21 protein-coding genes are annotated in these 23,164 nt (G+C 67.7%); 12 read left to right on the forward strand and 9 right to left on the reverse strand.

Annotated features, from left to right (window positions below; all coding sequences use genetic code 11):
* Nucleotides 1–372 precede the first annotated feature (372 nt).
* From AC1DXI_RS01250 to AC1DXI_RS01265, 4 genes are read right to left on the reverse strand one after another with little or no spacing between them, the layout of a single operon-like run.
* Complete coding sequence (locus AC1DXI_RS01250; RefSeq protein ID WP_476937114.1) at nt 373–1,146, reverse strand: ABC transporter ATP-binding protein; 774 nt, start codon at nt 1,144–1,146, stop codon at nt 373–375.
* Nucleotides 1,143–2,240: an ABC transporter ATP-binding protein gene (locus AC1DXI_RS01255; RefSeq protein WP_476937115.1), complete on the reverse strand. Its 1,098-nt coding sequence runs from the start codon at nt 2,238–2,240 to the stop codon at nt 1,143–1,145. The genes AC1DXI_RS01250 and AC1DXI_RS01255 overlap by 4 nt, the downstream gene beginning before the upstream one ends.
* On the reverse strand, nt 2,237–3,205 hold the full coding sequence (locus tag AC1DXI_RS01260; RefSeq protein ID WP_476937116.1) for a branched-chain amino acid ABC transporter permease: 969 nt from the start codon (nt 3,203–3,205) through the stop codon (nt 2,237–2,239). Before AC1DXI_RS01260 ends, AC1DXI_RS01255 begins: the two co-directional genes overlap by 4 nt.
* Before the next feature lie 9 nt (nt 3,206–3,214).
* Nucleotides 3,215–4,477, reverse strand: coding sequence for a branched-chain amino acid ABC transporter permease (locus AC1DXI_RS01265; RefSeq protein WP_476937117.1), 1,263 nt, complete (start codon nt 4,475–4,477; stop codon nt 3,215–3,217).
* Nucleotides 4,478–5,048: 571 nt separating this feature from the next.
* Between AC1DXI_RS01265 and AC1DXI_RS01270 the strand changes: the two genes are divergently transcribed.
* Together AC1DXI_RS01270 and AC1DXI_RS01275 are read left to right on the forward strand one after the other, a co-directional pair.
* Entirely contained in the window at nt 5,049–5,984 is a 936-nt protein-coding gene (locus tag AC1DXI_RS01270) for a hypothetical protein (protein WP_476937118.1), read from the forward strand.
* A 149-nt stretch (nt 5,985–6,133) separates the two neighbouring features.
* Nucleotides 6,134–7,066, forward strand: coding sequence for a Bax inhibitor-1/YccA family protein (locus AC1DXI_RS01275; RefSeq protein ID WP_476937119.1), 933 nt, complete (start codon nt 6,134–6,136; stop codon nt 7,064–7,066).
* Nucleotides 7,067–7,179: 113 nt separating this feature from the next.
* Here AC1DXI_RS01275 and AC1DXI_RS01280 read toward each other — a convergent pair whose 3' ends face one another.
* On the reverse strand, nt 7,180–8,418 hold the full coding sequence (locus AC1DXI_RS01280) for an acetyl-CoA C-acetyltransferase (RefSeq protein ID WP_476937120.1): 1,239 nt from the start codon (nt 8,416–8,418) through the stop codon (nt 7,180–7,182).
* A 20-nt stretch (nt 8,419–8,438) separates the two neighbouring features.
* Entirely contained in the window at nt 8,439–9,599 is a 1,161-nt protein-coding gene (galK, locus tag AC1DXI_RS01285; protein WP_476937121.1) for a galactokinase, read from the reverse strand.
* Nucleotides 9,600–9,674: 75 nt separating this feature from the next.
* On the opposite strand from galK, the gene AC1DXI_RS01290 reads away from it, so the two are divergent.
* From AC1DXI_RS01290 to AC1DXI_RS01305, 4 genes are all read left to right on the forward strand, one after another.
* Nucleotides 9,675–10,652 carry an aldose 1-epimerase family protein gene (locus AC1DXI_RS01290; RefSeq protein WP_043422775.1) on the forward strand — a complete coding sequence of 326 codons (978 nt, stop codon included), beginning with the start codon at nt 9,675–9,677 and terminating at the stop codon, nt 10,650–10,652.
* Nucleotides 10,653–10,756: 104 nt separating this feature from the next.
* Nucleotides 10,757–12,070, forward strand: a complete 1,314-nt coding sequence (locus tag AC1DXI_RS01295; protein WP_476937122.1) for an AI-2E family transporter — start codon at nt 10,757–10,759, stop codon at nt 12,068–12,070.
* A gap of 21 nt (nt 12,071–12,091) precedes the next feature.
* Nucleotides 12,092–13,330: a threonine ammonia-lyase gene (gene ilvA / locus AC1DXI_RS01300; protein ID WP_476937123.1), complete on the forward strand. Its 1,239-nt coding sequence runs from the start codon at nt 12,092–12,094 to the stop codon at nt 13,328–13,330.
* Nucleotides 13,331–13,335: 5 nt separating this feature from the next.
* The gene (locus AC1DXI_RS01305) at nt 13,336–13,962 is read left to right on the forward strand and encodes a rhomboid family intramembrane serine protease (protein ID WP_018774713.1); all 627 of its coding nucleotides are present in this window, start codon (nt 13,336–13,338) and stop codon (nt 13,960–13,962) included.
* Nucleotides 13,963–14,145: 183 nt separating this feature from the next.
* Here AC1DXI_RS01305 and greA read toward each other — a convergent pair whose 3' ends face one another.
* Both greA and AC1DXI_RS01315 read right to left on the reverse strand, forming a co-directional pair.
* Nucleotides 14,146–14,640, reverse strand: coding sequence for a transcription elongation factor GreA (gene greA, locus AC1DXI_RS01310; protein ID WP_018774712.1), 495 nt, complete (start codon nt 14,638–14,640; stop codon nt 14,146–14,148).
* A gap of 184 nt (nt 14,641–14,824) precedes the next feature.
* Nucleotides 14,825–15,277, reverse strand: a complete 453-nt coding sequence (locus tag AC1DXI_RS01315; RefSeq protein ID WP_018774711.1) for a DUF4307 domain-containing protein — start codon at nt 15,275–15,277, stop codon at nt 14,825–14,827.
* A gap of 108 nt (nt 15,278–15,385) precedes the next feature.
* On the opposite strand from AC1DXI_RS01315, the gene mca reads away from it, so the two are divergent.
* From mca to AC1DXI_RS01335, 4 genes are all read left to right on the forward strand, one after another.
* Nucleotides 15,386–16,291 carry a mycothiol conjugate amidase Mca gene (mca, locus tag AC1DXI_RS01320; RefSeq protein WP_476937124.1) on the forward strand — a complete coding sequence of 302 codons (906 nt, stop codon included), beginning with the start codon at nt 15,386–15,388 and terminating at the stop codon, nt 16,289–16,291.
* Between the two features lie 104 nt (nt 16,292–16,395).
* Complete coding sequence (locus AC1DXI_RS01325) at nt 16,396–16,746, forward strand: hypothetical protein (RefSeq protein ID WP_476937125.1); 351 nt, start codon at nt 16,396–16,398, stop codon at nt 16,744–16,746.
* Entirely contained in the window at nt 16,724–18,982 is a 2,259-nt protein-coding gene (locus AC1DXI_RS01330; protein WP_476937126.1) for a thioredoxin domain-containing protein, read from the forward strand. Before AC1DXI_RS01325 ends, AC1DXI_RS01330 begins: the two co-directional genes overlap by 23 nt.
* Nucleotides 18,979–19,644, forward strand: coding sequence for an HAD family hydrolase (locus AC1DXI_RS01335; protein ID WP_476937127.1), 666 nt, complete (start codon nt 18,979–18,981; stop codon nt 19,642–19,644). The genes AC1DXI_RS01330 and AC1DXI_RS01335 overlap by 4 nt, the downstream gene beginning before the upstream one ends.
* 126 nt (nt 19,645–19,770) lie before the next feature.
* On the opposite strand, the gene trhA is transcribed toward AC1DXI_RS01335, so the two are convergent.
* The gene (gene trhA / locus AC1DXI_RS01340; RefSeq protein ID WP_476937128.1) at nt 19,771–20,487 is read right to left on the reverse strand and encodes a PAQR family membrane homeostasis protein TrhA; all 717 of its coding nucleotides are present in this window, start codon (nt 20,485–20,487) and stop codon (nt 19,771–19,773) included.
* 154 nt (nt 20,488–20,641) lie between these two features.
* Between trhA and AC1DXI_RS01345 the strand changes: the two genes are divergently transcribed.
* Entirely contained in the window at nt 20,642–21,403 is a 762-nt protein-coding gene (locus AC1DXI_RS01345; RefSeq protein ID WP_043466899.1) for an isoprenyl transferase, read from the forward strand.
* A 233-nt stretch (nt 21,404–21,636) separates the two neighbouring features.
* Nucleotides 21,637–23,076 (forward strand): PhoH family protein, encoded by a 1,440-nt coding sequence (locus AC1DXI_RS01350; RefSeq protein ID WP_026266649.1) that lies wholly within the window; start codon nt 21,637–21,639, stop codon nt 23,074–23,076.
* The last annotated feature ends 88 nt before the right edge of the window (nt 23,077–23,164 follow it).

Raw genomic sequence — 23,164 nt, forward strand, 5'->3', positions numbered from 1 at the left:
TCTTGCGTCCGGGGGAGTGGGCGGAGGTCAGGGGTAGGGCGGAGCGTAATGGCGGGCTAAGCGTCACGCAGAGCAGACTTTTGGCCGGCATCGGACAGTTCGACGCCTGAATTCCGGCTACATCTGAAAGATATCCGCCCATAACTCTGCGCTGTGTGACGGCGTCGTCGAGCGGCCGGTGAGACAATCGCCGAGGGCGACGGAGGCAGGCGCTTGTGAAAGCGCCGTTGTTGCGTGAGGAACGAGCGCAGGCGCCGAGCAAGTGGCTGCGGAGGCGCCCGGACGGTACCAAATGCACTGGAACTACGCCGGGCACGCAGAAGGGCCGCCACCGGCTGGTGACGGCCCCTGCGGGGATACTGACCGAAGTGCTTATTCGACAGTGTCGGCGAGCGTCCCCAGGTAGAGCTGGATGACCTTGGGATCCTTCATGAGTTCCCGGCCAGTACCGGTGTACGCGTCCTTGCCCTGGTCCAGCACGTAGGCGCGGTCGCAGATCTGCAGGCAGCGGCGCGCGTTTTGCTCCACCATGATGACGGAGACGCCGGCCCGGTTGATCTCGTGGACCCGGAGGAAGGTCTCATCCTGCTTGACAGGGGAGAGTCCCGCGGAGGGCTCATCGAGCAGCAGTACGGCCGGGTCCATCATGAGGGCCCGTCCCATGGCGACCATCTGGCGTTCGCCGCCGGAGAGCGAGCCGGCCCGCTGGGCGCGCCGTTTGGCGAGTTCCGGGAACAGTTCGGACACGAAGTCGAACCGCTGGGCGAAGTCCTTGGGTCGCTGGAACATGCCCATCTGCAGGTTTTCCTCGATGGTCAGGGCGGCGAACACGTTGTTGTTCTGCGGCACGAAGCCGACGCCCTTGCTGACCAGCTTGTTGGCCTTGAGTCCGGTGATGTCCTGCCCGCGGACCACCACCGAGCCGGAGTGGACCTTGACCAGGCCAAACATGGCCTTCAGCAGCGTGGACTTGCCGGCGCCGTTGGGGCCGATGATGCCGATCAGCTCACCCTTGCGGGCCTCAATGCTGCAGCCGTTGAGGATATTGACGCCGGGGATGTAACCAGCCACCAGGTCGGTGACCTTCACGACCGAGTCGCCATCGAAGGCGGGCTGGGCGGCCGGTGCCGCGCTGGTGGCGCTCATTCTGTGTCCTTCTCTGTGCGGTTCGGCTCTTCGGCGCGGTTCGGCTCTCCTGCGCTGCGGCGGCCGCGCGTCGTCCCGTTCGCCGCCGCTTCCTCCGCCTCGGTGGTGAGGACGTCGGCGGAGATGATTCCGGCGTTTTCAGTGCCGACAATCGATTCCTCGTCAGCGACCAGCTCCGCGGCCAGTTCCTTGATGCCCTCGGCGTCGCCGAGATCCACGTCGTGGTGGGCGCCGAGGTAGGCGTCGATCACGGCGGGGTTCTTCATGACCTCGGCGGGAGGTCCTTCCGCCACGATCTTGCCCTCTGCCATCACGACCACCCAGTCGGCGATGTGGCGGACCATGTTCATGTCGTGCTCGACGAACAAGACCGTCATGCCCTCGGCCTTGAGGTTCTTGATGTGGTCCAGCAGCGACTGTGTCAGCGCCGGGTTGACGCCGGCCATGGGCTCGTCGAGCATGACCAGCTTGGGCCGGACCATAAGGGAGCGAGCCATCTCCAGCAGCTTGCGCTGCCCGCCGGACAGTGACGCCGCGTAGTCGTCCCTCTTGGCGTCCAGTTTGAACTTCTCCAGCAGCCCGTTGGCTTGCTGGGTGATCGTCTTTTCCTGGCCGCCCCAGATGCCCTTGAACAAAGCCTTGGACAGCCGTTCGCCGGACTGGTTAGAGGCGCCGAGGCGCATGTTCTCCATGACGGTGAGCTTGCCCATGACCTTGGTGAGCTGGAACGTGCGCACCATTCCCATCCGGGCGACCTTGTAGGAGGAGACACCGGCGATGTTGTTGCCCTCGAACTGCCATGTACCCGAGTTCGGGGTGTCGAATCCCGTCAGCAGGTTGAACAAGGTGGTCTTGCCGGCGCCGTTGGGGCCGATCAGCGCGGTGATCTTGTGCCGCGGGATCTCGAGATACTGGACGTCGACGGCGTTGATGCCGCCGAAGCTGCGGGTGACGTTCTCCGCCACCACGATCGGATCACGCTTCTTGCAACCGGGCGCGATCTCGCCGGCGGCGATCGGACGGGTGTCCGTCATGTAGTCGATTTCTTCCGACCTGCGGGTTTCGTCCCGTGACTCTTCGCTTGGAATGCTCATGCGAATGCCAGCTCCTTCTTATTGCCGAGAACGCCCTGGGGCCTGAAGATCATCAGCAGCATGAGCGCCACGCCGACCAGGATGTAACGCAGCTGCCCGGCCTGGACCGTGTTCAGCCACGTGATGGTGCCGGACTCGATCAGGCCATAGAGGATGCCCTGGGTGAGCGAGAGCACCACCCAGAAGATCATGGCGCCGACCACAGGACCGAGCACAGTGCCGAGCCCGCCGAGCAGCAGGCAGGTGTAGAGGAAGAACGTCAGTTCCGTGCCGTAGTTGGCCGGCTGCACCGCACCGCGGGGAATCGTGAAGATCATGCCTGCCAGGGCACCGAGCGCGCCGCCGATGATGAGGGACTGCATCTTGTAGGCGTACACGTTCTTGCCGAGCGAGCGGACGGCGTTCTCGTCCTCGCGGATGCCCTTGAGCACACGGCCCCAGGGGCTTCGCATCAGCAGCCAGACCAAGGTGCAGAAAATGGCCACGACTGCCCAGGCGACCACTCGGATGAAGAAGTCGCGGTTGTTCATGCCGATGTAGGTCCCCGGCGGGAAGGGGTTCATCGCGTAGAAATCGCCCTCAAAGGCGGCAAGGCCGTTAGCCGAACCGGTGATGGCGGTCAGCTGGTTGGTCGTGACGATGTACCGCACGATTTCGGCCGCCGCGATGGTCACGATGGCCAGATAGTCCGCCCGCAGCCGCAGCGTCGGGATGCCCAGCAGCAGGGCGAAGATGGCGGAGGCCACGACGGCGACGAGCAGTCCGACGAAGAACGGCACATGGAACGTCAAGGTGGAGATGGCGAAGCCGTAGGCCCCCACCGCCATGAAGCCTGCCTGGCCGAAGTTGAGCAGGCCGGTGTAGCCGAAGTGAACCGCGAGGCCGAGGGTGGCCAGGGCATAGGCAGCTGTCGTCGGGCTGAAGAGCTCGCCGGCGGCGCTGGAAAATATGAATCCGAAATCCATGGCTGTCTCCTAACCCACGCGCTCTTTGCGGCCCAGAATGCCCTGAGGGCGGAACAAGAGGACAACAATCATGATGAACAACGCTCCCACGTATTTGAGGTCGGCTGCGAGGCCGAACACGGTGGTCAGCTCAACGAAGATGCCGACGATGATGGAACCGACCAGGGCGCCCCAGACTGTGCCGAGGCCGCCGAGGGTGACGGCGGCGAAGATGAGCAGCAGGATCTGCGAGCCCATGTCGAAGGTGACGCCGGGCCGGTAGTAGGCCCAGAGGATGCCGCCGAGGGCGGCGAGCATGCCGCCGACCACCCAGACGATGCGGATGACGGAGTCGACGTCGATGCCGGAGGCTGCGGCCAGCGCCGGGTTGTCGGCCACGGCGCGGGTGGCCTTGCCCAGGCGGGTCTTGAGCAGGACGACGCCGAGTGCGGCGATCACGACGGCGCTGACGATCAGGGACAAGAGGTTGTTGGGGGAGATCGAGATCGGGCCGATCAGGATTTCCACGCTCTGGGCGAACGGCAGTTGCTGGGTGGCGCCGCCGAAGTAGAACTGGATGATGTAGCGCACGGACAGGGCGAGGCCGATACTGACGATCATCATCGGAACAAGCCCGGTTCCGCGGCGCCGCAGCGGCTTCCACAGGCCCGCGTCCTGGACGTAGCCGAACAATCCGCCGCCGATGACGGCCAGAATGATGGCCAGCCAGAACGGCAGGTGCATCTGGTTGAAGGCGAACACCAGTACCGCGCCCAGGGTGACCATCTCACCGTGGGCGAAGTTGGTCAGGCCGGTGGTGCCGAAGATCAGGGACAGGCCCACCGCCGCGAGGGCGAGCAGCAGGCCGAAGCTCAGGCCTGCCACCAGCCGGTTGAGCAGGTTTTGCATGAAGTTCTGCTGCTCGACGACGATGCCCTTGCCGAAGGTGAAGATCACCGAGAGGTTGGAGGTCTGGCTGAAGGTGACGTTGCGGGGGTTCTCCTGGCCCTCGGCCAGCTTGATGCCCTGCGGAAGCGTGGACTCGTCGAGTTCGACCTTGTAGGTTCCCTGGGTGGGGACGCCGATGGTCCAGGCGCCGTTGGCTCCCGATTTCGTGGTTCCCGTGAAATCGCCGCTCGTGGCGGTGATGGTTACCCCGGGGATCGGGGCGCGGTCGTCGCCGCGCAGGAAGCCGCTGATGCTGTTCGTGAACTGGGTGGCCGACGGGGATGGTGTCGGCGAAGGGGTCGTGGCGCTGGACGCCGGGGCCACGATGAGCAGTAGCGCAGCCATGGCGGCAAATACTGCCCCCACAGACCTCAGTAGTCTGCCGCGCCGTCTCTGCGACAGGCCGCTCGTTGTGCTTCTCAAATTGAAAACCTCCACATGGGGGTGCTGTGGGTTGCGCCTTTGCAACCGTTGCGAACGGTCAGGGGACGAGCGTCTGGCAATACGATCACGTGTTGTGATGTCCGTCACCCTGTGTGGCCTATGCTACAGCCCGGACGCCCCAAAGAATGCCGCTGCGAGCAGGGGGAACGTCGCGATCGGGTAACAACCGTGTAGCCGCGCCGACCCCTTGATGTAGCCCAGCTAAAGAAAACTTTTGTTGATTCCGAGTATGCCTAAACAGTGGCCGGCCCGGTCCATAATCCGCCGGGCCAACCCGGGGCTGGTGCGGGCTGCCGGGCACGCCCGCTCCGGCCCGCGGAACCGCCACCTCCAAGCTTTTTCCAAGTCCTCCCGAGTTATGGTGCGAAGAGCGCCAGAACCGGAGTCCGGAACCGGAGTTCGGAACCGAAGTCCTTTCCTTCCGGGAACCGGCCGGCGCCGATGGCAGGGTCCGATCTTGGAGGGCCGAGGGATGAACCGGGTAGTCAAGCTGTGCCTCGCGGGTTCGCTTGTGCTGGCGATCCTGGGCCTTCCGGCGCTCAGCCTCGGCCCCGAGACCGCCGGGGCGCAGGCCTGCGTTCCCACCACGGAAGCGCTCACTGACCCCTACCCGGGGATCCAGGCGGCGGCGTCCAGCTTCGAGGCAGGCACCTTGGACGGATTCGGTGTCTCCACGGCCGGGACGGGGAATGCCTCGGTGTCCACCGGGCTCTCGCGCTCCGGGAACTGTGCCGCCCTCCTGCGCACCACTGCTGGGCCAGGCTCCATCGCCAGGCTGACGGTGGGCCTGACCCCCGGGGCCACCGAGGCGTATGCGGACGGATGGTTCAATATCGCTGCCGAAGGAATGGCGGGAAACAATGTTCCCTACTTCCGGTTCTTTGCCGCCGGCGTCCGCGTCCTGGATGTATTCCGGCAGAACATCTCCCATGAGCTGGTGCTCCGCACCTACTCACCCGCAGGGTTCACCTACACCACGTTGCGGCGGGACGTCCCTACTGACTCCTGGCACCGGCTCGTCATGCACGTGGTCCCCAACGGCTCCGGGACCCAGGTCCAAATCTGGTGGGACGGGCGCTCGGTCTACGCCGGCACTGTCAATATTTCCGCGACGACGCTCGACACGCTCCAGCTTGGCTCCGAACACGATCAGCAAATGGCCGACATCTACATCGACGACGTCATTGTCAACAGCGGCACGGGAACGCCGGCGCCGGTTCCCGGCCCGCTCCCGGAGCCGAAGGGGGACCCGTCGAAGCGGTTGGACGATTTCCGCGGTGACGGACAACCCGGCCTGCTGGCCGCCGGCACTGCCGCGAGCCACAATGTTGCGAACCGTGCTGCCGCGAGCCGCACGGGCCGGCCGGCGTTTGCGGACATACCGGGCCTGAAGAACCCGCGGACTTAGGTCACGGTTCGGTTGCGGCGGCCCCCGCGGGGAACTATCCCTCCCCGTCGGCCGTGGGAATTGGTAGCGTGACTATATAGAACCCCGTTTCGTCTAGTCCGCATCGCACCGGAACATCACCCACCCCCTTATTTTGGAGGACACCCGCAATGGCACATGGCGGAAACCCGATCTTCAGCGGAAAGAATTTCCGCGAAGCCACCCAGGCACCGCCTGCCCCGCAGGCCCCGTACGGCCAGAACTCGTATGGCCAGGCCCCGTACGGCCAGAACCCCTATGGCCAGACCGGCTACGGCCAGGCCCCGGGCCAGGGCGGCTGGAATTCGGCGCAGCAGGGCATGACCCAGGAACAGCTCCAGGACCTGTACAACCGCCCGGCCGCCGGCCCGGCCGACATCGGCCGGATGACGTACGACGACGTCATCATCAAGACCGCCGGGTGCCTCGGCATCCTGGTGGTCGGCGCCGCAGTGGCGCTCGCCGTCCCGCAGGGCACCGGATCCATGCTGATGATCCTCGGAGCCCTCGGCGGCTTCGCCCTCGCAATGGTCAACACCTTCAAGAAGCAGCCGTCACCCGGACTGATCCTGGCCTACGCCCTGCTTGAAGGATTCTTCCTCGGCGGCCTGACCCGCATCCTCGACAACCTGTTCCCGGGAGTCGGCATCCAGGCCGTCGTCGGAACGCTGTCGGTCTTCGCCGTGACGCTTGTGCTGTTCAAGAGCGGCAAGGTCCGGGCGACGCCCAAGCTCATGCGGTTCTTCATGATCGCCCTGATCGGCTATGCGGTGTTCGCGCTCGTCAACATGTTCATGATGATGACCGGGGCCGTGACCACGCCGTTTGGCCTGAGCACCAGCATGGAGATCATGGGTATCCCACTCGGCGTCTTCATCGGCATCCTGGCGATCGGCCTGGCCGCCTTCTCCCTGATCATGGACTTCACGTCCATCGAGGCGGCCATCAGCGCCGGAGCCCCGCAGCGCTTCTCCTGGACCGCGGCCTTCGGCCTCACGGTCACCCTGGTCTGGCTCTACGTCGAGATCATCCGGCTGCTGGCCATCCTCCGCGGCGACGAGTAAACCGGCGTCGTTCCTGAACGACCCTGATTGCCCCACCAGGAGCCCCGCCCAACGGCGGGGCTCCTGGCGTATGCGGCTGACGGTGGCTGCCGCAGCAGCTCAGCCGCATGCCGTCAGCTGAGCCGCTCGAACACAACTGCCATGCCCTGGCCGCCGCCGACGCAGAGCGTCGCCAGGCCGAGGGAGGCGTCGCGGACGCGGAGCCCGTTGAGCAGCGTGGCGGTCATGCGTGCGCCGGTCATCCCGAAGGGGTGGCCGAGCGCGATGGCGCCGCCGTGGACATTGAGCATCTCCGGATCAATGCCGAGCTCCCGGGCGCTGGCCACGACCTGGACCGCGAACGCTTCGTTGAGCTCCACGAGATCGATGTCCCCGATGGTCAGCCCGGCGATCGTGAGCGCCCGGCGGGTCGCTTCCACCGGGCCCATGCCCATCAGCTCCGGGGACAGGGCGCTGACACCGGTGGAGACGATCCGGGCAAGCGGTTCCAGGCCCAGTTCGCGGGCGCGCGAGTCACTCATGACCACGACGGCGGCGGCCCCGTCATTGAGCGGACACGCGTTCCCGGCCGTCACGGTGCCGCCACTGCGGAAAACGGGCTGTAGGGCGCCGACGGCCTCCGCGCTCACACCGGGACGCGGCGAATCGTCACGGTCGACCACCGAGCCGTCGGCGCGGGTATACGGGGTGATTTCGCGGGCGTAGAACCCGGCGGCGATGGCCGCCTCGGCCCGGTTCTGGCTGAGCACCGCCCAGGCGTCCTGCTCCGCACGGGTGATGCCGTAGCTTGTGGCGACGTTCTCCGCCGTCTGGCCCATGGCGATATACACGTCCGGCATCCGGCCGCCCAGCCGCGGGTCGGTCCACGGGGTGTTGGCGGCCGCGCGGGCCTCGGTGCGTTTCCGGGCCGCCGTGAAGCGCGGATTGTGCGTGCCCGCGTCGGTCTCGCCGGCACCGGCCCAGTCCCGGTAGCGCGACACCGCCTCCACGCCGGCGGCCACAAACGCCTGGCCTTCGCCCGCCTTGACGGCGTGGAACGCCATCCGGAGCGTCTGCAGACTGGAAGCGCAAAAACGGTTGATGGTGGCGGCCGGAACGTTGTCCAGCCCGGCCAGGATGCTGACCACACGGGCCATGTTGGAGCCGGCCTCGCCGCTCGGCTCGGCGCACCCCAGATAGATGTCGTCCAGGCCGCGGCCGGGACCTGCGGCGGCGTCGAACGCAGGAATCCCGGCGAGGGCCGCAGTGATCATGGCGGCGGCGAGATCGTCCGGCCGTTCGTCTTTCAGCGACCCCTTGAAGGCGCGGCCGATCGGGCTCCGGGCCGTGGAAACGATGACAGCTTCTGGCATGCGCCCAGACTACGCCCCGCCTAGCACAGACGCATGGCCCCGGCCGCGGGGCTGACGCTGAAGATCTCCGGCGCGGCATACCCGGCCCGGGCAAAGGCACGTTCGACGGCGGAACGCACCTGCTGCGCCGATCCCGCCGGGGTCAGGGCGATCGCGGAGCCGCCAAAGCCGCCGCCCGTCATGCGGGCTCCGATCGCGCCGGCCGACCGTGCCGTGCCCACGGCAAGGTCCAGTTCCGGGCAGGAGATCTCGAAGTCATCACGCATCGAGGCGTGGGACGCGTCGAGCAGGGGGCCGATGGCGGCCGGTCCCACGGTGTCCAGAAGCTCGACCGTCTGCAGCACCCGCTGGTTTTCGGTGACGACATGCCGGAGGCGGCGGAACGTCACCGCATCCAGCAGCCCGCTGGCCTCCTCGAGGTCCTCGAGCCCGACATCGCGCAGCGCCGCCACGCCAAGGACCTCGGCGGCGAGTTCGCACGATTCCCGCCGCGCCGCGTACCCGCCGTCGGCGTGGGAATGGGAAACCCGGGTGTCGATGACCAGCAGCACCAGTCCCGCGGCGTCGGCGTCGAACGGCACCAGCCGGACACTCTGGTCCCGGCAGTCGAGGAAGACGGCGTGGCCGGCCGTGGCCCGGAGCGAGGCGGACTGGTCCATGATGCCGGTGGGCGCGCCGACGAAGTCATTCTCCGCCCGCTGGGTGGCCAGGACCATGTCCTGCACGGAGAGGCCGGCCTCCATGAGCCCATTCAGGGCCGAAATCACGGCACATTCGATGGCGTGGGAGGACGACAGGCCCGCGCCGCGCGGGACCTCGGAATCCAGGAGCAGGTCCACGCCGGGAACCTGGAGGCCCCGCTGCTGCAGGGCCCAGATGACCCCGAGCGGGTACTTTGTCCAGCCCCTGGCGCTGGCGCGGGCCAGCGAGCCGGTCTCCGCGGTGGTCAGCCMCTGGTTGCCGAACGTGGAGAGCATCCGCACGGTGGAATCCGGCCGGACCCGGACGGCAACCCGGGCTGCCCGGTCGATGGCGAACGGCAGGACGAAGCCCTCGTTGTAATCGGTGTGCTCGCCTATGAGGTTGACCCGTCCCGGTGCCCGCCACACGCCGTCGGGCCTGGCGCCAAAGACCGACTCAAACCGGGCGGCGAGCCCGCGGCTGTCCAGGGGTGGATTCATGGCCTGGCGCCTTCGCTGGTGGAAGTCATGGGTCCAAGGTATACGGGTTGCCGGGCGGTCTGTACGGTGGTCACCATGGATCTCTCAGCGACACCCCCGGCCTCCGGCAATGTCTCCGCCGCCAATGACACGATGCGGCGGTACGCGTCCGGCCGGCAGTACGAGCTCCGGCGCGGCGACGCCCTGGCAGTCGTCACCGAACTCGCCGCCGGCCTGCGCCTCTACAGCCGCGCAGGAACCGCCCTGACGGAAACCTACGGGGATGCCGACATTGCGCCCGGTGCCACCGGAATCACGCTGGCACCGTGGGCTAACCGGGTGGAGGACGGCGTCTGGCACCTCAACGGCAAGAAGCTGCAGCTGGACATCACCGAGGTCTCCCGCAATAACGCCAGCCACGGTCTGCTGCGGAACTCCTCCTACGAACTCGTGGACGAGGACGAGTTCTCCGTAACCCTGGAAGCGGCGGTTTTCCCGCAGCACGGCTACCCGTTCCTCATGCGGCACCGGGTCCGCTATGAACTGGCCGAGGACCTGGGGCTGGTGGTGCGCCAAACCCTGATCAACGACTCCCAGGACCGCGCGCCGTTCGTGCTTGGCGCACACCCTTACCTGCGGCTGGGCGACGTGCCCAGCGAGGACCTCACCGTGAGCGTGGACGCCCGGACCAGGCTGGTCGCCGACGACCGCCTCATCCCGCGCAGCAGTGAACCGGTCAGCGGCGACTTCGATCTGCGCGGCGGGCGGCCGGTGGGGACGCTGGACCTCGATTCGGCCTACACGGACCTGGAGTTCGACGGCGGCGTCGCGCGGCACACGCTGCGCTCACCCGACGGGCGGACGGTGAGCCTGTGGCAGGACGCGAGCTGCGGTTACGTCCATGTCTTTGTCACAACGGAATTTCCGGGCCGGTCGAAGGCGGTCGCGATCGAGCCGATGACCGGTCCCGCCAATGCGTTCAACAGCGGCGAGGGCCTGCGCTGGCTCGCGCCGGGGGAGCAGTTCTCCATGACCTGGGGCATCTCCGCCGCGCTGACGGCCACCACACCCTGACCCCACAGGCGGACCCGGCGGCCTGACTCTGGCCGTCGCACGGGCCGTTGCTGGTTGCTGGTTGCTGGTTTCCTATTGAGCGTCGCCTACGGAATCATGGGGCTATGACGCCAGCTGAGGACGCCGCACCTGCCACAAGCCCCTCCTATTCCACGGCCGGGACCGGGGCACGTGCCGTGGCCCGGGTACGGACCGACCGGGAGATCGACCAGGACATTCCCTACGGCGTGCGGATCGCCGCCGGCTGGGCGTGGCGCGGCGGGCTCATCCTGCTCGTGATCGGGCTGCTGGTCTGGCTGCTCAGCCACGTCAGCTTCCTCATCATCCCCGTCATGGTGGCCGCCCTCCTCGCGGGGCTCCTGAGCCCCGCAGTGCGCTGGATGGCCAACCGGCGCGTGCCCAAGGGCCTCGCCGTCGCCATCACGGTGCTCGGCTTCATCGGACTCATCGTCGGTGCCCTGACCCTGGTCGGGCGCCAGCTCGTGCAGGGCTTCGGTGAGCTGTGGTCCCAGGCGCTAACGGGCGTGCAGCAGGTACAGACCTGGCTGTCGGAGGGCCCGCTGCACCTGACGGCCGCACAGATCGACAAGTACATCGAGGACGCCACCGCCGCGCTGCAGAACAACAGCAGCAGCATCCTCAGCGGGGCCCTGACGTTCGGGAGCACTGCCGGGCACTTCGCCGCCGGCCTGGTCCTGGCTCTGTTCATCCTGATCTTCTTCCTGCTCGAAGGCGACAGGATCTGGGCCTTCCTCGTCAGCCTCATGCCCCGGAAGGCGCGCCGCGCCACGGACGGCGCGGGCCGCCGCGGCTGGACCTCGATGGTCAGCTACGCACGCATCCAAATGTTCGTCGCGTTCGTGGACGCCGTGGGAATCGGCGTCGGCGCCGCCATCATTGGCGTGCCGCTCGCGCTGCCGCTGGGCGTGCTGGTCTTCCTCGGTTCGTTCATCCCGGTGGTCGGCGCGCTGGTCACGGGTGCGATCGCCGTGCTGCTGGCGCTGGTCGCCAACGGGCCCGTCAACGCCCTCATCATGCTGGCGATCGTGCTCGGCGTCCAGCAGCTCGAAAGCCACATCCTGCAGCCGCTCGTCATGGGCAAGGCCGTCTCCCTCCACCCCGTTGCCGTGATCCTGTCCGTCGCGGCGGGCTCCTACCTCGCCGGGATCCCCGGCGCATTGTTCTCCGTGCCGATCCTTGCCGTAGCAAACTCGTCGATTCGCTACATTGCGGGCAGAACGTGGGAACATGATGAAGTGCTGGCAACCGCGGGAGCCGGGGGCGGACCCGCCCCCGAACCCGGCGCAGACACCACCTTCACAGACGTCCACCTGCCGGGCGCACACCCCGGCGGCGAGGGCGCCGCACCCAACAGCGGTGCTCCGGGCAGCGATGCCGGACGGGGCACCGACGCCTAATCCAAAGAAGGAGAACAGTTCGTGAATACCCTTGAGAGCCTGCCCGTCACGCTGGACGATGTCCTGGAGGCGCAGAAGCTGCTCGACGGGATTATTACGCGGACGCCCGTGGAGTCTTCGCGGGCCCTCGGCAGCATGGTGGGCGGCGAGGTCTTCCTCAAGTGCGAAAACCTGCAGCGCGCCGGCTCCTTCAAGGTCCGCGGCGCCTATGTGCGGATGGCCAAGCTCTCCGACGCCGAAAAGAAGCGCGGCGTCGTGGCGGCCTCCGCCGGTAACCACGCCCAGGGTGTGGCTGTCGCAGCCAAGAGCCTGGGCATCAAGGCCCGGATCTACATGCCGCTCGGCGTCGCTTTGCCCAAGCTCGCCGCCACCCGCAGCCACGGCGCCGAGGTGGTGCTGCATGGCCACAACGTGGACGAGGCGCTGGCGGAAGCCAAGCGCTACGCCGATGAAAGCGGCGCCGTCTTTGTCCACCCCTTCGATGACGTCGACGTCGTCGCCGGCCAAGGGACGGTCGGGCTGGAGATCCTCGAGCAGGTCCCCGACGTCGACACCATCCTGATGGGTGTCGGCGGCGGCGGACTCCTCGCGGGCGTTGCCGTCGCGGTGAAGGCACGTGCCAAGGAACTTGGCCGCAATATCCGCATCATCGGCGTCCAGGCCGAAAACGCTGCCGCCTATCCTCCGTCCCTCGCTGCCGACGCCCTCGTCCCGCTCAAGAAGGTGTCCACCATGGCCGACGGCATCGCCGTGGGCCGGCCGGGCCAGCTGCCCTTCAGCATCATCCGCGAGCTCGTCGACGACGTCGTCACCGTCAGCGAAGACGCCCTGGCCCGGGCGCTGATCTTCCTGCTGGAGCGCGCCAAGATGGTGGTGGAACCCGCCGGGGCCGTCGGTGTCGCGGCGCTCATGGAAGGCAAGATCGAAAACCCGGGAACCGTTGCAGTGGTCCTCTCGGGCGGCAATATCGACCCCATGCTGATGCTCAAGGTCATCCAGCGCGGCCTCTCCGCCGCCGGGCGGTACATGACCGTGCGGATGATGCTGGACGACCGTCCGGGCTCGCTGGCCACGATCGCCCGCATCATCGCCGAGAACGACGCCAACGTCACGGGCCTGGACCACACCCGGGTGGGCGGCTCCATCAGCATGGGCGACGTCTCCATCACCGTCAACCTGGAAACCAAGGGCCACGAGCACTGCAGCCAGGTCCTGGCGGCGTTGCGCGCCGAGGGTTTCCAGCCGATCGTGGTGCACTAGGGGCCATGGTGAGCGACGCATTTCCGGGCGGGCCGCCGCGGGAGGGGGACAGCACCGCGGTGCGGGCCCGCCGGGGACTGCTGGTGGTGGGCTCCTTCGTGGTGCTGCTGTACCTGATCGAGATCCTCAACACCGCCCTGTTCCACTCCCTGAACCGCACTTTCGGGCTGCGTCCGCGCAGCCTGGACGGGATCCTGGACATCCTGACGTTTCCGCTGCTGCACTCCAGCCTGGCCCACTTGATGTCCAACACCCTCCCGCTCATCATTTTCGGGTTCCTCGTGTTCCTCTCCGGGCACCGGGTGTTCATCACCGCCCTGGCCGCCAGCTGGCTGGCGTCCGGGCTCGTGGTGTGGCTCATTGGCGGCGCCAGCGTCACCGTGGGCGCCTCCGGGCTGGTGTTCGGACTCTTCGCGTTCCTCCTGGTCCGCGGCTTTATCAACCGGAACTGGTGGCAGATCGCGCTGTCCGTGGTGTTGTTCATGGCCTACGGCGGCATCCTGTTCGGAATCCTGCCCACCGTGGCCAGTTTCGTCTCGTGGCAGGCCCACCTGGGCGGGGCGATCGGCGGCATCACAGCGGCACTGCTGCTGAGCACCAGGCGCCCGGGGGCGCTGCCCGCCGGCCGCTGAATACCCGGCAAGAGGACCCGCCGGGGACTCCGGCCAGGCCGACCGGCCCAACCGGCCCCGCCAACACGCGGAAAACGCGACGCCGGCCTCCCCGCGAAGGGGAGACCGGCGTCGCTGTTCTGCTGTTATGTGGCGGCCGTTCTGCGAACGTGCTCCGTCACGGAACAGGGCGGGCTGCGGGTGTCAGCCGGCGTACGGCTTGGCGGAGATGATCTCCACCGTGATGTCCTTGCCGTTCGGGGCGGTGTAGCTGAGCTTGTCGCCTTCCTTGTGGCCGACGATGGCCGCGCCGAGGGGGGACTTCTCGCTGAAGACATCCAGGTCCGAGTCGCCGGCAATTTCGCGGGAGCCGAGCAGGAAGGTCTCCTCGTCGCCGGCAATCTTGGCCACGACGATCATGCCGGGCTCCACGATGCCGTCATCGGCCGGGGCCTCGCCGACGTGGGCGTCCCGGAGGAGGGCCGTGAGCTGGCGGATGCGGGCCTCGATCTTGCCCTGCTCCTCCTTGGCAGCGTGGTAGCCGCCGTTCTCCTTGAGGTCGCCCTCCTGGCGCGCGGCTTCGATCTTCTGGACGATTTCTGCCCGGCCGGGGCCGGAAAGGTTGTCCAGCTCTGCCTTCAGGCGGTCAAAAGCTTCCTGGGTAAGCCAAGCCGCAGTTGCGCTGTTGGTGGTAGACACGGACTTCTCCTTTGGGTGGTCATACAAGCAAAGACCCCGCCACGGTGGCCACTTTTATGACGCAGTAACCAGCTCAGCGGGGGAAAGGTATTGATCCATTGTAGTCAATCCTGTGGATAAACCAAAGAGGACTGCGGCGTGGATCACACCGTGTTACCGGCGCCTGCCGCGGCCCGTTGTCCGGTTAGTGTCCGGCGTCGGGAATCCAGCAGCTGTCCACGACGGCGGAGACCGCCTGGGATTCCGTGCGCAACTGGATGCGGTGGGCTGTGGTGCGTCCGCCGTCCGTGCCGGCATCGGCCGCGTTCGGCCCGATGTCCACAACCTTCCAGCCGACAATCGCGAACTTCGAGTCCATGGCCTTCACGGCGCATTTCGCCGCCGCTGCCGGGTCCTTGGTGACCTGGAAGTCGATTTCTGTCAGCGTGGCGTCGGGGGTGCTGTAGCCGACATCCTTGAAGCTGACACCGCCGATGGCCGCCGACGTCGACACCCAGGCCAGGAAGGCAATGCCCACGGCGAGGGCGGCGATCAGGATGTTGCGTTTGACCTTGCGGGACAGCGCGCGCTTTTGGCCGCCGTAACGATTGGATAGGCTGGTAGGTGCCGGCGCGGCAGGCTGGTCCTCGGAAGTCACCAGTCCAGTTTAGTGTGGATCGGACCGGGATATTTCCGAACGGCTGGCCGTACGGATCAAGCCGCACCCCCAACAGAGCAGAACAGCAGAAAGAGGAGCCGTCCCACGATGACAGCATCCCCCAGCCCGTCAGCACCGCTTCGCCTGCTGGCGGTCCATGCTCATCCCGACGACGAATCCAGCAAGGGTGCCGCCACGATGGCGATGTATGCCGCTGCCGGCGTGGACGTCCTGGTGGCCACATGCACCGACGGCTCCCGCGGCGACATCCAGAACCCCGCGATGGAGGGACAGCCGCACCCCAAACGCGATATGGCCGGGGCTCGCCGGCTGGAGATGGATGCCGCCGCGAACGTTCTCGGCATCCGGCAGCGCTGGCTCGGCTTCGTCGATTCCGGGCTGCCGGAGGGCGACCCCCTGCCGGCCCTGCCGCCCGGGTGCTTCGCCCTGCAGCCGCTGAAACGGGCGGCCGCGCCACTGGTCCGGCTGGTCCGGGACTTCAAGCCCCACGTGATCCTCAGCTACGACGAGAACGGCGGCTACCCGCACCCGGACCACATCATGGCGCACCGGGTGGCCGTCGAGGCCTTCGCGGCGGCCGGCGATCCTGCCCGGTATCCGGATGCCGGGGAACCCTGGGAGCCCAGCAAGCTCTACTATGACCGCGCCTTCAGCCCGGACCGCTTCCGAGCCCTCCACTCCGCGCTGGAGGAGGCCGGACTGCAGTCCCCGTATGCCGAGCGGCTCGCCGCGTGGCTGGAAGCCGACGCCGAGGGGCATACCCCTCCGCAGCCGACGCACCCCACCACCACCCAGGTCGAGTGCGGCGATTTCTTCGAAGCCCGCGACGACGCCCTCCGCTCACACCGGACCCAGGTGGACCCGGAAGGATTCTTCTTCGCGGTCTCTCCGGCCATGCAGCGCAAGGTCTGGCCGTGGGAGGATTACTCCCTGATCGAATCCCGGATCCCGGCAGAACTGCCCGAAACGGACCTCTTCGCCGGGCTAAGATAGGAACGAAAGGGCTCTTCTATCCAGTGTAGAAATGACGCTGTAGTAATGACGCTGTAGAAGAGTCATCGCAGAAAAGACACCACCTCCACAGAAGGTTCCTCACCGTGCATTCCTTGCTCATCGCCCTGGCAACAACGCCGGCGCCGACCCCTACGCCGTCGCTGCGCCCGGGCCTGTCCGAGGACCAGGTCACCCCGGGTCTGCTGGGCTTCCTGCTGACAGCCTTCATCGTGGTGTTGACCGCGCTGCTGATCGTGGACATGGTGCGGCGTATCCGCCGGGTCCGCTACCGTGCCCAGGTCGAGGCCGAGCGTGAGGCCGCCGAAGCCGGGACCGCGGACGCTGCATTCCCCTCCGACGGCACCGGATTCCCCGCCGACGGCGGGGCTTCCCGGTCCGACGGCGCGGTTACCCGGCCGGAAGTCAACGGCGATGCGGGACCCGGAACCCGCTGACGGCGGATTCCCCAACCCGCCGTCCGGGGCCTCGAATGCCCTGGCGGCGGAACCCTCTGCATACCTGCGCCAGCACGCCGGCAACCCCGTGCACTGGCAGCCGTTCGGTGACGCGGCCTTCGCCGCCGCGGCCGCCCGGGACGTGCCGGTGTTCCTCTCAATCGGCTACGCGGCCTGCCACTGGTGCCACGTCATGGCCCACGAATCCTTCGAGGACCAGGACACCGCCGACTACCTGAACGCCCACTTTGTCTCCATCAAAGTGGACCGGGAAGAGCGCCCTGACGTCGATGCCGTCTACATGACAGCGACGCAGGCGATCAGCGGCGAGGGCGGGTGGCCAATGTCTGTCTTCCTCCTGCCCGATGGCCGGGCCTTCCACGCCGGCACCTACTTCCCGCCCCGGCCCATGCCGGGCCGGCCGTCCTTCCGGCAGGTCCTTGACGCCGTGAGCGAGGCCTGGACGGAACGCCGCGGCGCCGTCGAGGCCAACGCTGCCACCCTGGCCCGTGGTATCGCGGCGTCCCAGCCGGCAGCCGCCCTGCGCCTCGACGGGCCGCCCGAGGCCCTGGACGCGGCGCTCCTTGGCGAAGCCGTCGCCGCGCTGTCCGGCGCCGAGGACCAGGCCCACGGCGGCTTCGGCGGCGCGCCGAAGTTCCCACCCGCGGCCGTGCTCGAATTCCTGATCCGTCACGCCGCCATGCCGCTGGCAGGCGCTCCGGACACCGCGGGCCCGGAGACCGTGAGCCTCGACACCGCGACGGCGGCCCGGGACATGGCCGGGCGGTGCCTGGCGGCAATGTCCCGCTCGGCGTTGTTCGACCAGCTCGACGGCGGCTTCGCCCGCTATTCGGTGACGGGAGACTGGTCTGTTCCGCATTTCGAGAAAATGCTCTACGACAACGCCCAGTTGCTGCGCGTCTACGTCCACTGGGTCCGGCTGGGAGGCACGCCGGAGTACTCGGCGGCCGAGGCCGCCGGGATTGCCGGGCTCACTGCCGACTGGCTCCTGGCCCGCCTCGGGCTGGCACCTGCTCCGGCACCGGGTCCTGCGACCGGCCCGGCGACAGGCGCTGCGACGGGACCGGACGCCGGCGTCGTGGCCCTGGCGTCATCGCTGGACGCCGACACGGTCATCGACGGCGTGCACGCCGAGGGCGCCAGCTACCTGTGGACTCCCGGCGGGCTCGAGTCACTCCTGGGCCCAGCCGACGGCGCCGCTGTGGCTGCCCTCATGAACGTCCGCACGCCCGGAAGCGTGAGCGCCGACGGTTCGCCGCTGCATCCGGGCAGGGAAATATCCGGCGGGGACGCCGCGCTGTGGCAGCGGGTGCGGCCGCTGCTGGCGCAGGAGCGCAGGAACCGGCCCCAGCCCGGCCCGGATGACAAGGTGGTGGCGGGCTGGAACGGACTCGCCGTCGCCGCCCTCGCCGACGCCGGCGCCGTCCTGGCACGGCCGGAGCTTGTGGACGCGGCCGAACGGATCGCGGACTATCTTGACCGCGTGCACTGGCGGCCTGCGGCGGACGGCCCCGGCCGGCTCATGCGGGTCTCCCACGACGGAGTGGCGCGCGGAATCGGCGGCCTGCTGGAAGACTACGCCTTGTGCGCTGAAGGGCTGTTCGCGCTCTATGGGGTTACCGGGCACACCCGCTGGTACGAGCTGGCCGAGGCCATTCTGGACGCCGCCTGCCGGCGGTTCGCGGCCGACGGTGGCCTGAAGGACGCTGCGGGGGAGTCCGCGCAGGTCACGGCCGCCCAGGGTGGCCGTGATGGCCTGGAACCGTTCGACGGCGCCACCCCCAGCGGTGCCGCAGCGCTGGCCGGTGCCCTGCTGACCTACTCGGCCCTGTCCGGCTCGTCCGAACACGGCACGCTGGCGGCGAACATCCTCGCCCTGCTGCTGCCTCCGCTGGTGGTCCGGGCGCCCCGCGCCGCCGGCTGGCTGCTCGCGACCGCCCAGGCCGCCGTCGCCGGTCCCATCGAGGCCGCCGTCGCCGGACCGGACACGCCGGAACGGGCCGCACTGCACCGGGAGCTGCTGCTCTCGGCCAGCCCCGGGCTGGTGGTCGCGGTCCAGGATGACGGCGCCGCCCGGCCAGTACCCCTGCTGCGCGGCCGCGGCACGGGCCCGGACGGCGCCCCGCAGGTGTTCCTGTGCCGCGGCATGGTGTGCGACCTTCCCACGAATTCCGTCACCGGAATGCGTGAGCAGCTGGCTAGGATGTCCTCATGACCGGTCAGGACGGCTTTGAGCTGGTGGTGTTCGATTGCGACGGGGTGCTGGTGGATTCCGAGGTGATCGCCATCCGGGTGGACCAGCGCGTGCTGGCCGATCTCGGCTGGGAACTGGAACTCAATGACATCGTGGAACGCTTCGTCGGAAAATCCGAGGCGCACTTTATTGCGGCCGTTGAACAGCAGCTCGGAGTCCGTCTGGCCGACGGCTGGGACCGGGACTACGGGCGCTGGTACCAGGAGGCGTTTGAACGCGATCTCGAAGCGGTGGACGGCATCGAGGACGCCCTGGACCGGCTGTCCCTGCCGCACTGCGTCGCCTCCAGCGGCAGCCACGAAAAGATGCACCGGACCCTGGGCAAGACCGGGCTGCTGCACCGCTTCCAGGGCCGCATCTACAGCGCCACGGAGGTCGCCAACGGCAAACCCGCCCCTGACCTGTTCCTCCACGCCGCCGCGAGCCTCGGCACCGCGCCCGGGCGGTGCGCCGTCGTCGAGGACAGCGCCTACGGCGTCCAGGCCGCCCGGGCGGCGGGAATGCACGTCTTCGCGTATGCCGGCGGTGTCACCCCGGCTTCCCGATTGGCCGGTCCCGGAACCACCGTCTTTTCCGACATGCGGCTGCTGCCCGGGCTCATCGCGGCGGGACGGCCCGGCTGAGCCGAGGGCCAACCCCGGACGCCGAATTTCCCCACTCTTGAAGCCGGCGCCCGGCATGTCGGGCCGAAACGCCGGTGAGTCCCGGCGTCGCAGTTTCAAAGGTGGGGAGAATCCGCGCGGGCAGTGTCAGCCCAGGACCGCGATGGCAATGGCGATGTAGTGCGCGGCGAAGGCAAAGACCGTCAGCGCATGGAACAGCTCATGGAAGCCGAAGTGTTCGTAGCTGAAGTTCGGCTTCTTCAGCGCATAGAAGACGGCGCCGGTGATGTACAGGACGCCGCCGACGCAGACCAGCACCGCCGAGGCGGCGTTGGCGGCGAAAAAATCCGGCAGGTAGAACAGCGAGCCGCAGCCCAGCGCGATATAGATCGGCACGTAGAGCCACCGCGGGGCATTGGTCCACAGCAGGCGGAACAGCACGCCCAGGATGGCCCCGGACCAGATCACCCACAGCAGCACTTCGGCCTGCTGCCGGTCCAGCAGGGCCCACGCGAGCGGCGTGTAGCTTCCGGCGATCACCAGCATGATGTTCGTGTGGTCCAGCCGCTTCAGGACGATCTTCACGCGCGGCGACCAGTTCCCGCGGTGATAGACGGCGCTGACGCCGAACAGCAGTACCCCGGTGACGGCATAGACGGCGCAGGCGACCTTCAGGTCCGGCGGCGCCAGGATCACCAGCACCAGCCCGGCGGCCAGTGCCAGCGGGGCGGTGACGGTGTGGATCCAGCCCCGCCATTTGGGCTTGATCATCAGCAGTTCGGCCAGGCGCACCGCGGCGTCGTCCACCGGGGTTCCCCGCTTCGACGAAGGCTCCGGCCTGGGCTCCGGACTGTTGCTTTCCATGCCGTAATAATAACGTACGCAACAGTAAGTTACCTGTGAGTAACAAGCTGTCGGGGGCTTTCCGGCGGCGGAACTGCACCCGGCACGGCCCTCCGGCAGGTAGCCTAGGATGTGCACTGAACAAGTACCTCAAGGAAGCCAGGTGAATCTCCGGATGGAACTGCCCGGATTCCTCTACGGCTTTTACGAGCGCAAGCTCCAGCGCTCCCTCGATCCTGAACGGATCCCGCGGCACGTCGGCGTCATGGTTGACGGGAACCGGCGCTGGGCGCGCCAGTTCAACGCCCCCACAAGCCAGGGCCACCAGGCCGGCGCGGACAAGATCCACGAATTCCTCGGCTGGTGCCAGGAGCTGGGCATCAAGGTGGTCACCTTGTACATGCTCTCCACGGACAACATGAACCGCTCCGGCGAGGAACTCGACCTCCTGATGGGCATCATCGCCAACACCCTGGACCGGCTGGACGAGGACGCCAACATCTCGGTGCACGCCATGGGCGCCCCCGAACTGCTGCCGGACTACCTCGCCGAGCGGCTGAACAACCTGACGGCCCGCACGCCCGCGCAGGAGAGGCTGCACGTCAATGTCGCCGTCGGCTACGGCGGACGGCGGGAGATCGTCGACGCCGTCCGGGAACTGCTGCACGACGCCGTCGCCCGGGGAGCGGACATCGGACAACTGGCCGATGAACTCACCGTGGATGACATCTCGCGCTTTCTCTACACCCGGGGCCAGCCGGATCCTGACCTGGTGATCCGGACCTCCGGGGAGCAGCGGCTGTCCGGGTTCCTCATGTGGCAAAGCGCGTACAGTGAGTTCTACTTCTGCGAGGCCTTGTGGCCGGCGTTCCGCAAGGTGGACTTCCTGCGCGCCCTGCGCGACTACGCCGGCAGGCAGCGCCGCTTCGGCGCTTGAGCGGTTCACGCGGAGTTCACAAGACGGCAACAAGAATCGCCGAAAAATTATCGGACAAACCGGCCACCGGAGACGTACGTTAATCCCATCGGCAGGCAATTCGCCGGCCGATCGGGGAGGCCAGTACATGGAGCGGATTTTCGCACCGGGTGTATGGGAGGCCGCGTCCGGCCTCCAGGCCGAGCCGCCTCACCAATAACAATTCCGGGCATTGCCCCGGGGCTGGAGTCGATGTGGCTATTTCTGAGCAACTGCCCGACGTCATTTCCGATCAGGGACAGAAAGCTACCTCTCGCGCCAAGCGAGCCACCTCAAAGACCGGTGCAGCGGATTCCGCGGCGGCCGGTCTTGCTGTTTCCGGGGAAGGAACAGGGAGCCGGGGCACGGCCCGCAGTTTCGTGATCGATACCTCTGTGCTGTTGTCCGATCCGCGGGCCCTCCTGCGCTTCGCGGAGCACGAGGTCATCCTGCCAATCGTCGTCATCACCGAGCTTGAAGGAAAGCGCCACGACCCCGAGCTGGGCTACTTTGCGCGCAAGGCCCTCCGGCTCCTCGATGACCTGCGGCTCGAGCACGGCGGCCTGGACCGTCCCATCCCGCTGGGTCCCGACGGCGGCACGCTCATGGTGGAGCTGAACCATATCTCCGCCGAGGTGCTGCCCGCCGGGTTCCGCGGTGTGGACAATGACAGCCGCATCCTCGCAGTGGCCAAGAACATGGCCAACGAGGGCCGCGACGTGACGGTGGTGTCCAAGGACCTGCCGATGCGCGTCAAGGCCTCGGCGATGGGGCTGCTGGCCGACGAGTACCGCAATGAACTCGTCAAGGACTCCGGCTGGACCGGCGTCGCCGAGCTCGACGCGGGCGAGGACGAGGTTGCCACCCTGTACGGGCACGAGCCGGTGTTCATCCCGGCGGCGGCCGAGATGCCGACCAACACCGGGCTGGTCCTGCTGTCCAGCCGCGGCTCGGCCCTCGGACGGGTAGGGGCGGACAAACAGGTCCGGCTCGTCAAGGGCGACCGCGACGTCTTCGGACTCCATGGCCGCTCGGCCGAGCAGCGGCTGGCGATCGACCTCCTTATGGACCCGTCGGTCGGCATCGTGTCCCTCGGCGGCCGGGCCGGCACGGGCAAGTCCGCACTGGCCCTGTGCGCCGGGCTCGAAGCCGTCCTGGAGCGCCGGGAGCACCGCAAGGTGATCGTTTTCCGGCCCCTGTACGCGGTGGGCGGCCAGGAACTCGGCTATCTGCCCGGTTCCGAAGCCGAAAAGATGAACCCGTGGGCACAGGCGGTCTTTGACACGCTGGGCGCGCTGGTCAGTCAGGAAGTGGTGGAGGAAGTGATGGACCGGGGCATGCTTGAGGTCATGCCGCTGACGCACATCCGCGGACGTTCCCTGCACGATGCGTTCGTGATCGTCGACGAAGCGCAGTCCCTGGAGAAGAATGTGCTGCTGACAGTGATGAGCCGGATCGGCCAGAACTCCAAGATTGTCCTGACGCACGACGTCGCCCAGCGCGACAACCTGCGGGTCGGGCGGCACGACGGCGTGGCGGCCGTCGTCGAGACGCTGAAGGGGCACCCGCTGTTCGGCCACGTAACCCTCACCCGCTCGGAGCGCTCGCCGATTGCGGCCCTGGTGACGGAGCTGCTGGAGGGCGCGGAGATCTAGGCCATCACCCGGTTTGGGGCCGTGGTCCGGTTCGCCGGGCCGCGGCCCTCCGCCGTGGTTGGGTAGCCGTTGATTGGGGTGCCGTGGT

The organism is Arthrobacter sp. P1_H7, assembly GCF_056405215.1.

Excerpts from the sequence above, each read along its gene's own strand:
- AC1DXI_RS01260 (WP_476937116.1), bottom strand. The coding sequence starts at position 3,205 with ATGGATTTCGGATTCATATTTTCCAGCGCCGCCGGCGAGCTCTTCAGC.
- AC1DXI_RS01305 (WP_018774713.1), top strand. The coding sequence starts at position 13,336 with ATGGTGAGCGACGCATTTCCGGGCGGGCCGCCGCGGGAGGGGGACAGC.
- AC1DXI_RS01295 (WP_476937122.1), top strand. The coding sequence starts at position 10,757 with ATGACGCCAGCTGAGGACGCCGCACCTGCCACAAGCCCCTCCTATTCC.
- AC1DXI_RS01275 (WP_476937119.1), top strand. The coding sequence starts at position 6,134 with ATGGCACATGGCGGAAACCCGATCTTCAGCGGAAAGAATTTCCGCGAA.
- AC1DXI_RS01250 (WP_476937114.1), bottom strand. The coding sequence starts at position 1,146 with ATGAGCGCCACCAGCGCGGCACCGGCCGCCCAGCCCGCCTTCGATGGC.
- AC1DXI_RS01265 (WP_476937117.1), bottom strand. The coding sequence starts at position 4,477 with ATGGCTGCGCTACTGCTCATCGTGGCCCCGGCGTCCAGCGCCACGACC.
- AC1DXI_RS01330 (WP_476937126.1), top strand. The coding sequence starts at position 16,724 with ATGCGGGACCCGGAACCCGCTGACGGCGGATTCCCCAACCCGCCGTCC.
- AC1DXI_RS01345 (WP_043466899.1), top strand. The coding sequence starts at position 20,642 with ATGGAACTGCCCGGATTCCTCTACGGCTTTTACGAGCGCAAGCTCCAG.
- AC1DXI_RS01280 (WP_476937120.1), bottom strand. The coding sequence starts at position 8,418 with ATGCCAGAAGCTGTCATCGTTTCCACGGCCCGGAGCCCGATCGGCCGC.
- AC1DXI_RS01335 (WP_476937127.1), top strand. The coding sequence starts at position 18,979 with ATGACCGGTCAGGACGGCTTTGAGCTGGTGGTGTTCGATTGCGACGGG.
- AC1DXI_RS01290 (WP_043422775.1), top strand. The coding sequence starts at position 9,675 with ATGGATCTCTCAGCGACACCCCCGGCCTCCGGCAATGTCTCCGCCGCC.
- AC1DXI_RS01270 (WP_476937118.1), top strand. The coding sequence starts at position 5,049 with ATGAACCGGGTAGTCAAGCTGTGCCTCGCGGGTTCGCTTGTGCTGGCG.
- trhA (WP_476937128.1), bottom strand. The coding sequence starts at position 20,487 with ATGGAAAGCAACAGTCCGGAGCCCAGGCCGGAGCCTTCGTCGAAGCGG.
- AC1DXI_RS01255 (WP_476937115.1), bottom strand. The coding sequence starts at position 2,240 with ATGAGCATTCCAAGCGAAGAGTCACGGGACGAAACCCGCAGGTCGGAA.
- mca (WP_476937124.1), top strand. The coding sequence starts at position 15,386 with ATGACAGCATCCCCCAGCCCGTCAGCACCGCTTCGCCTGCTGGCGGTC.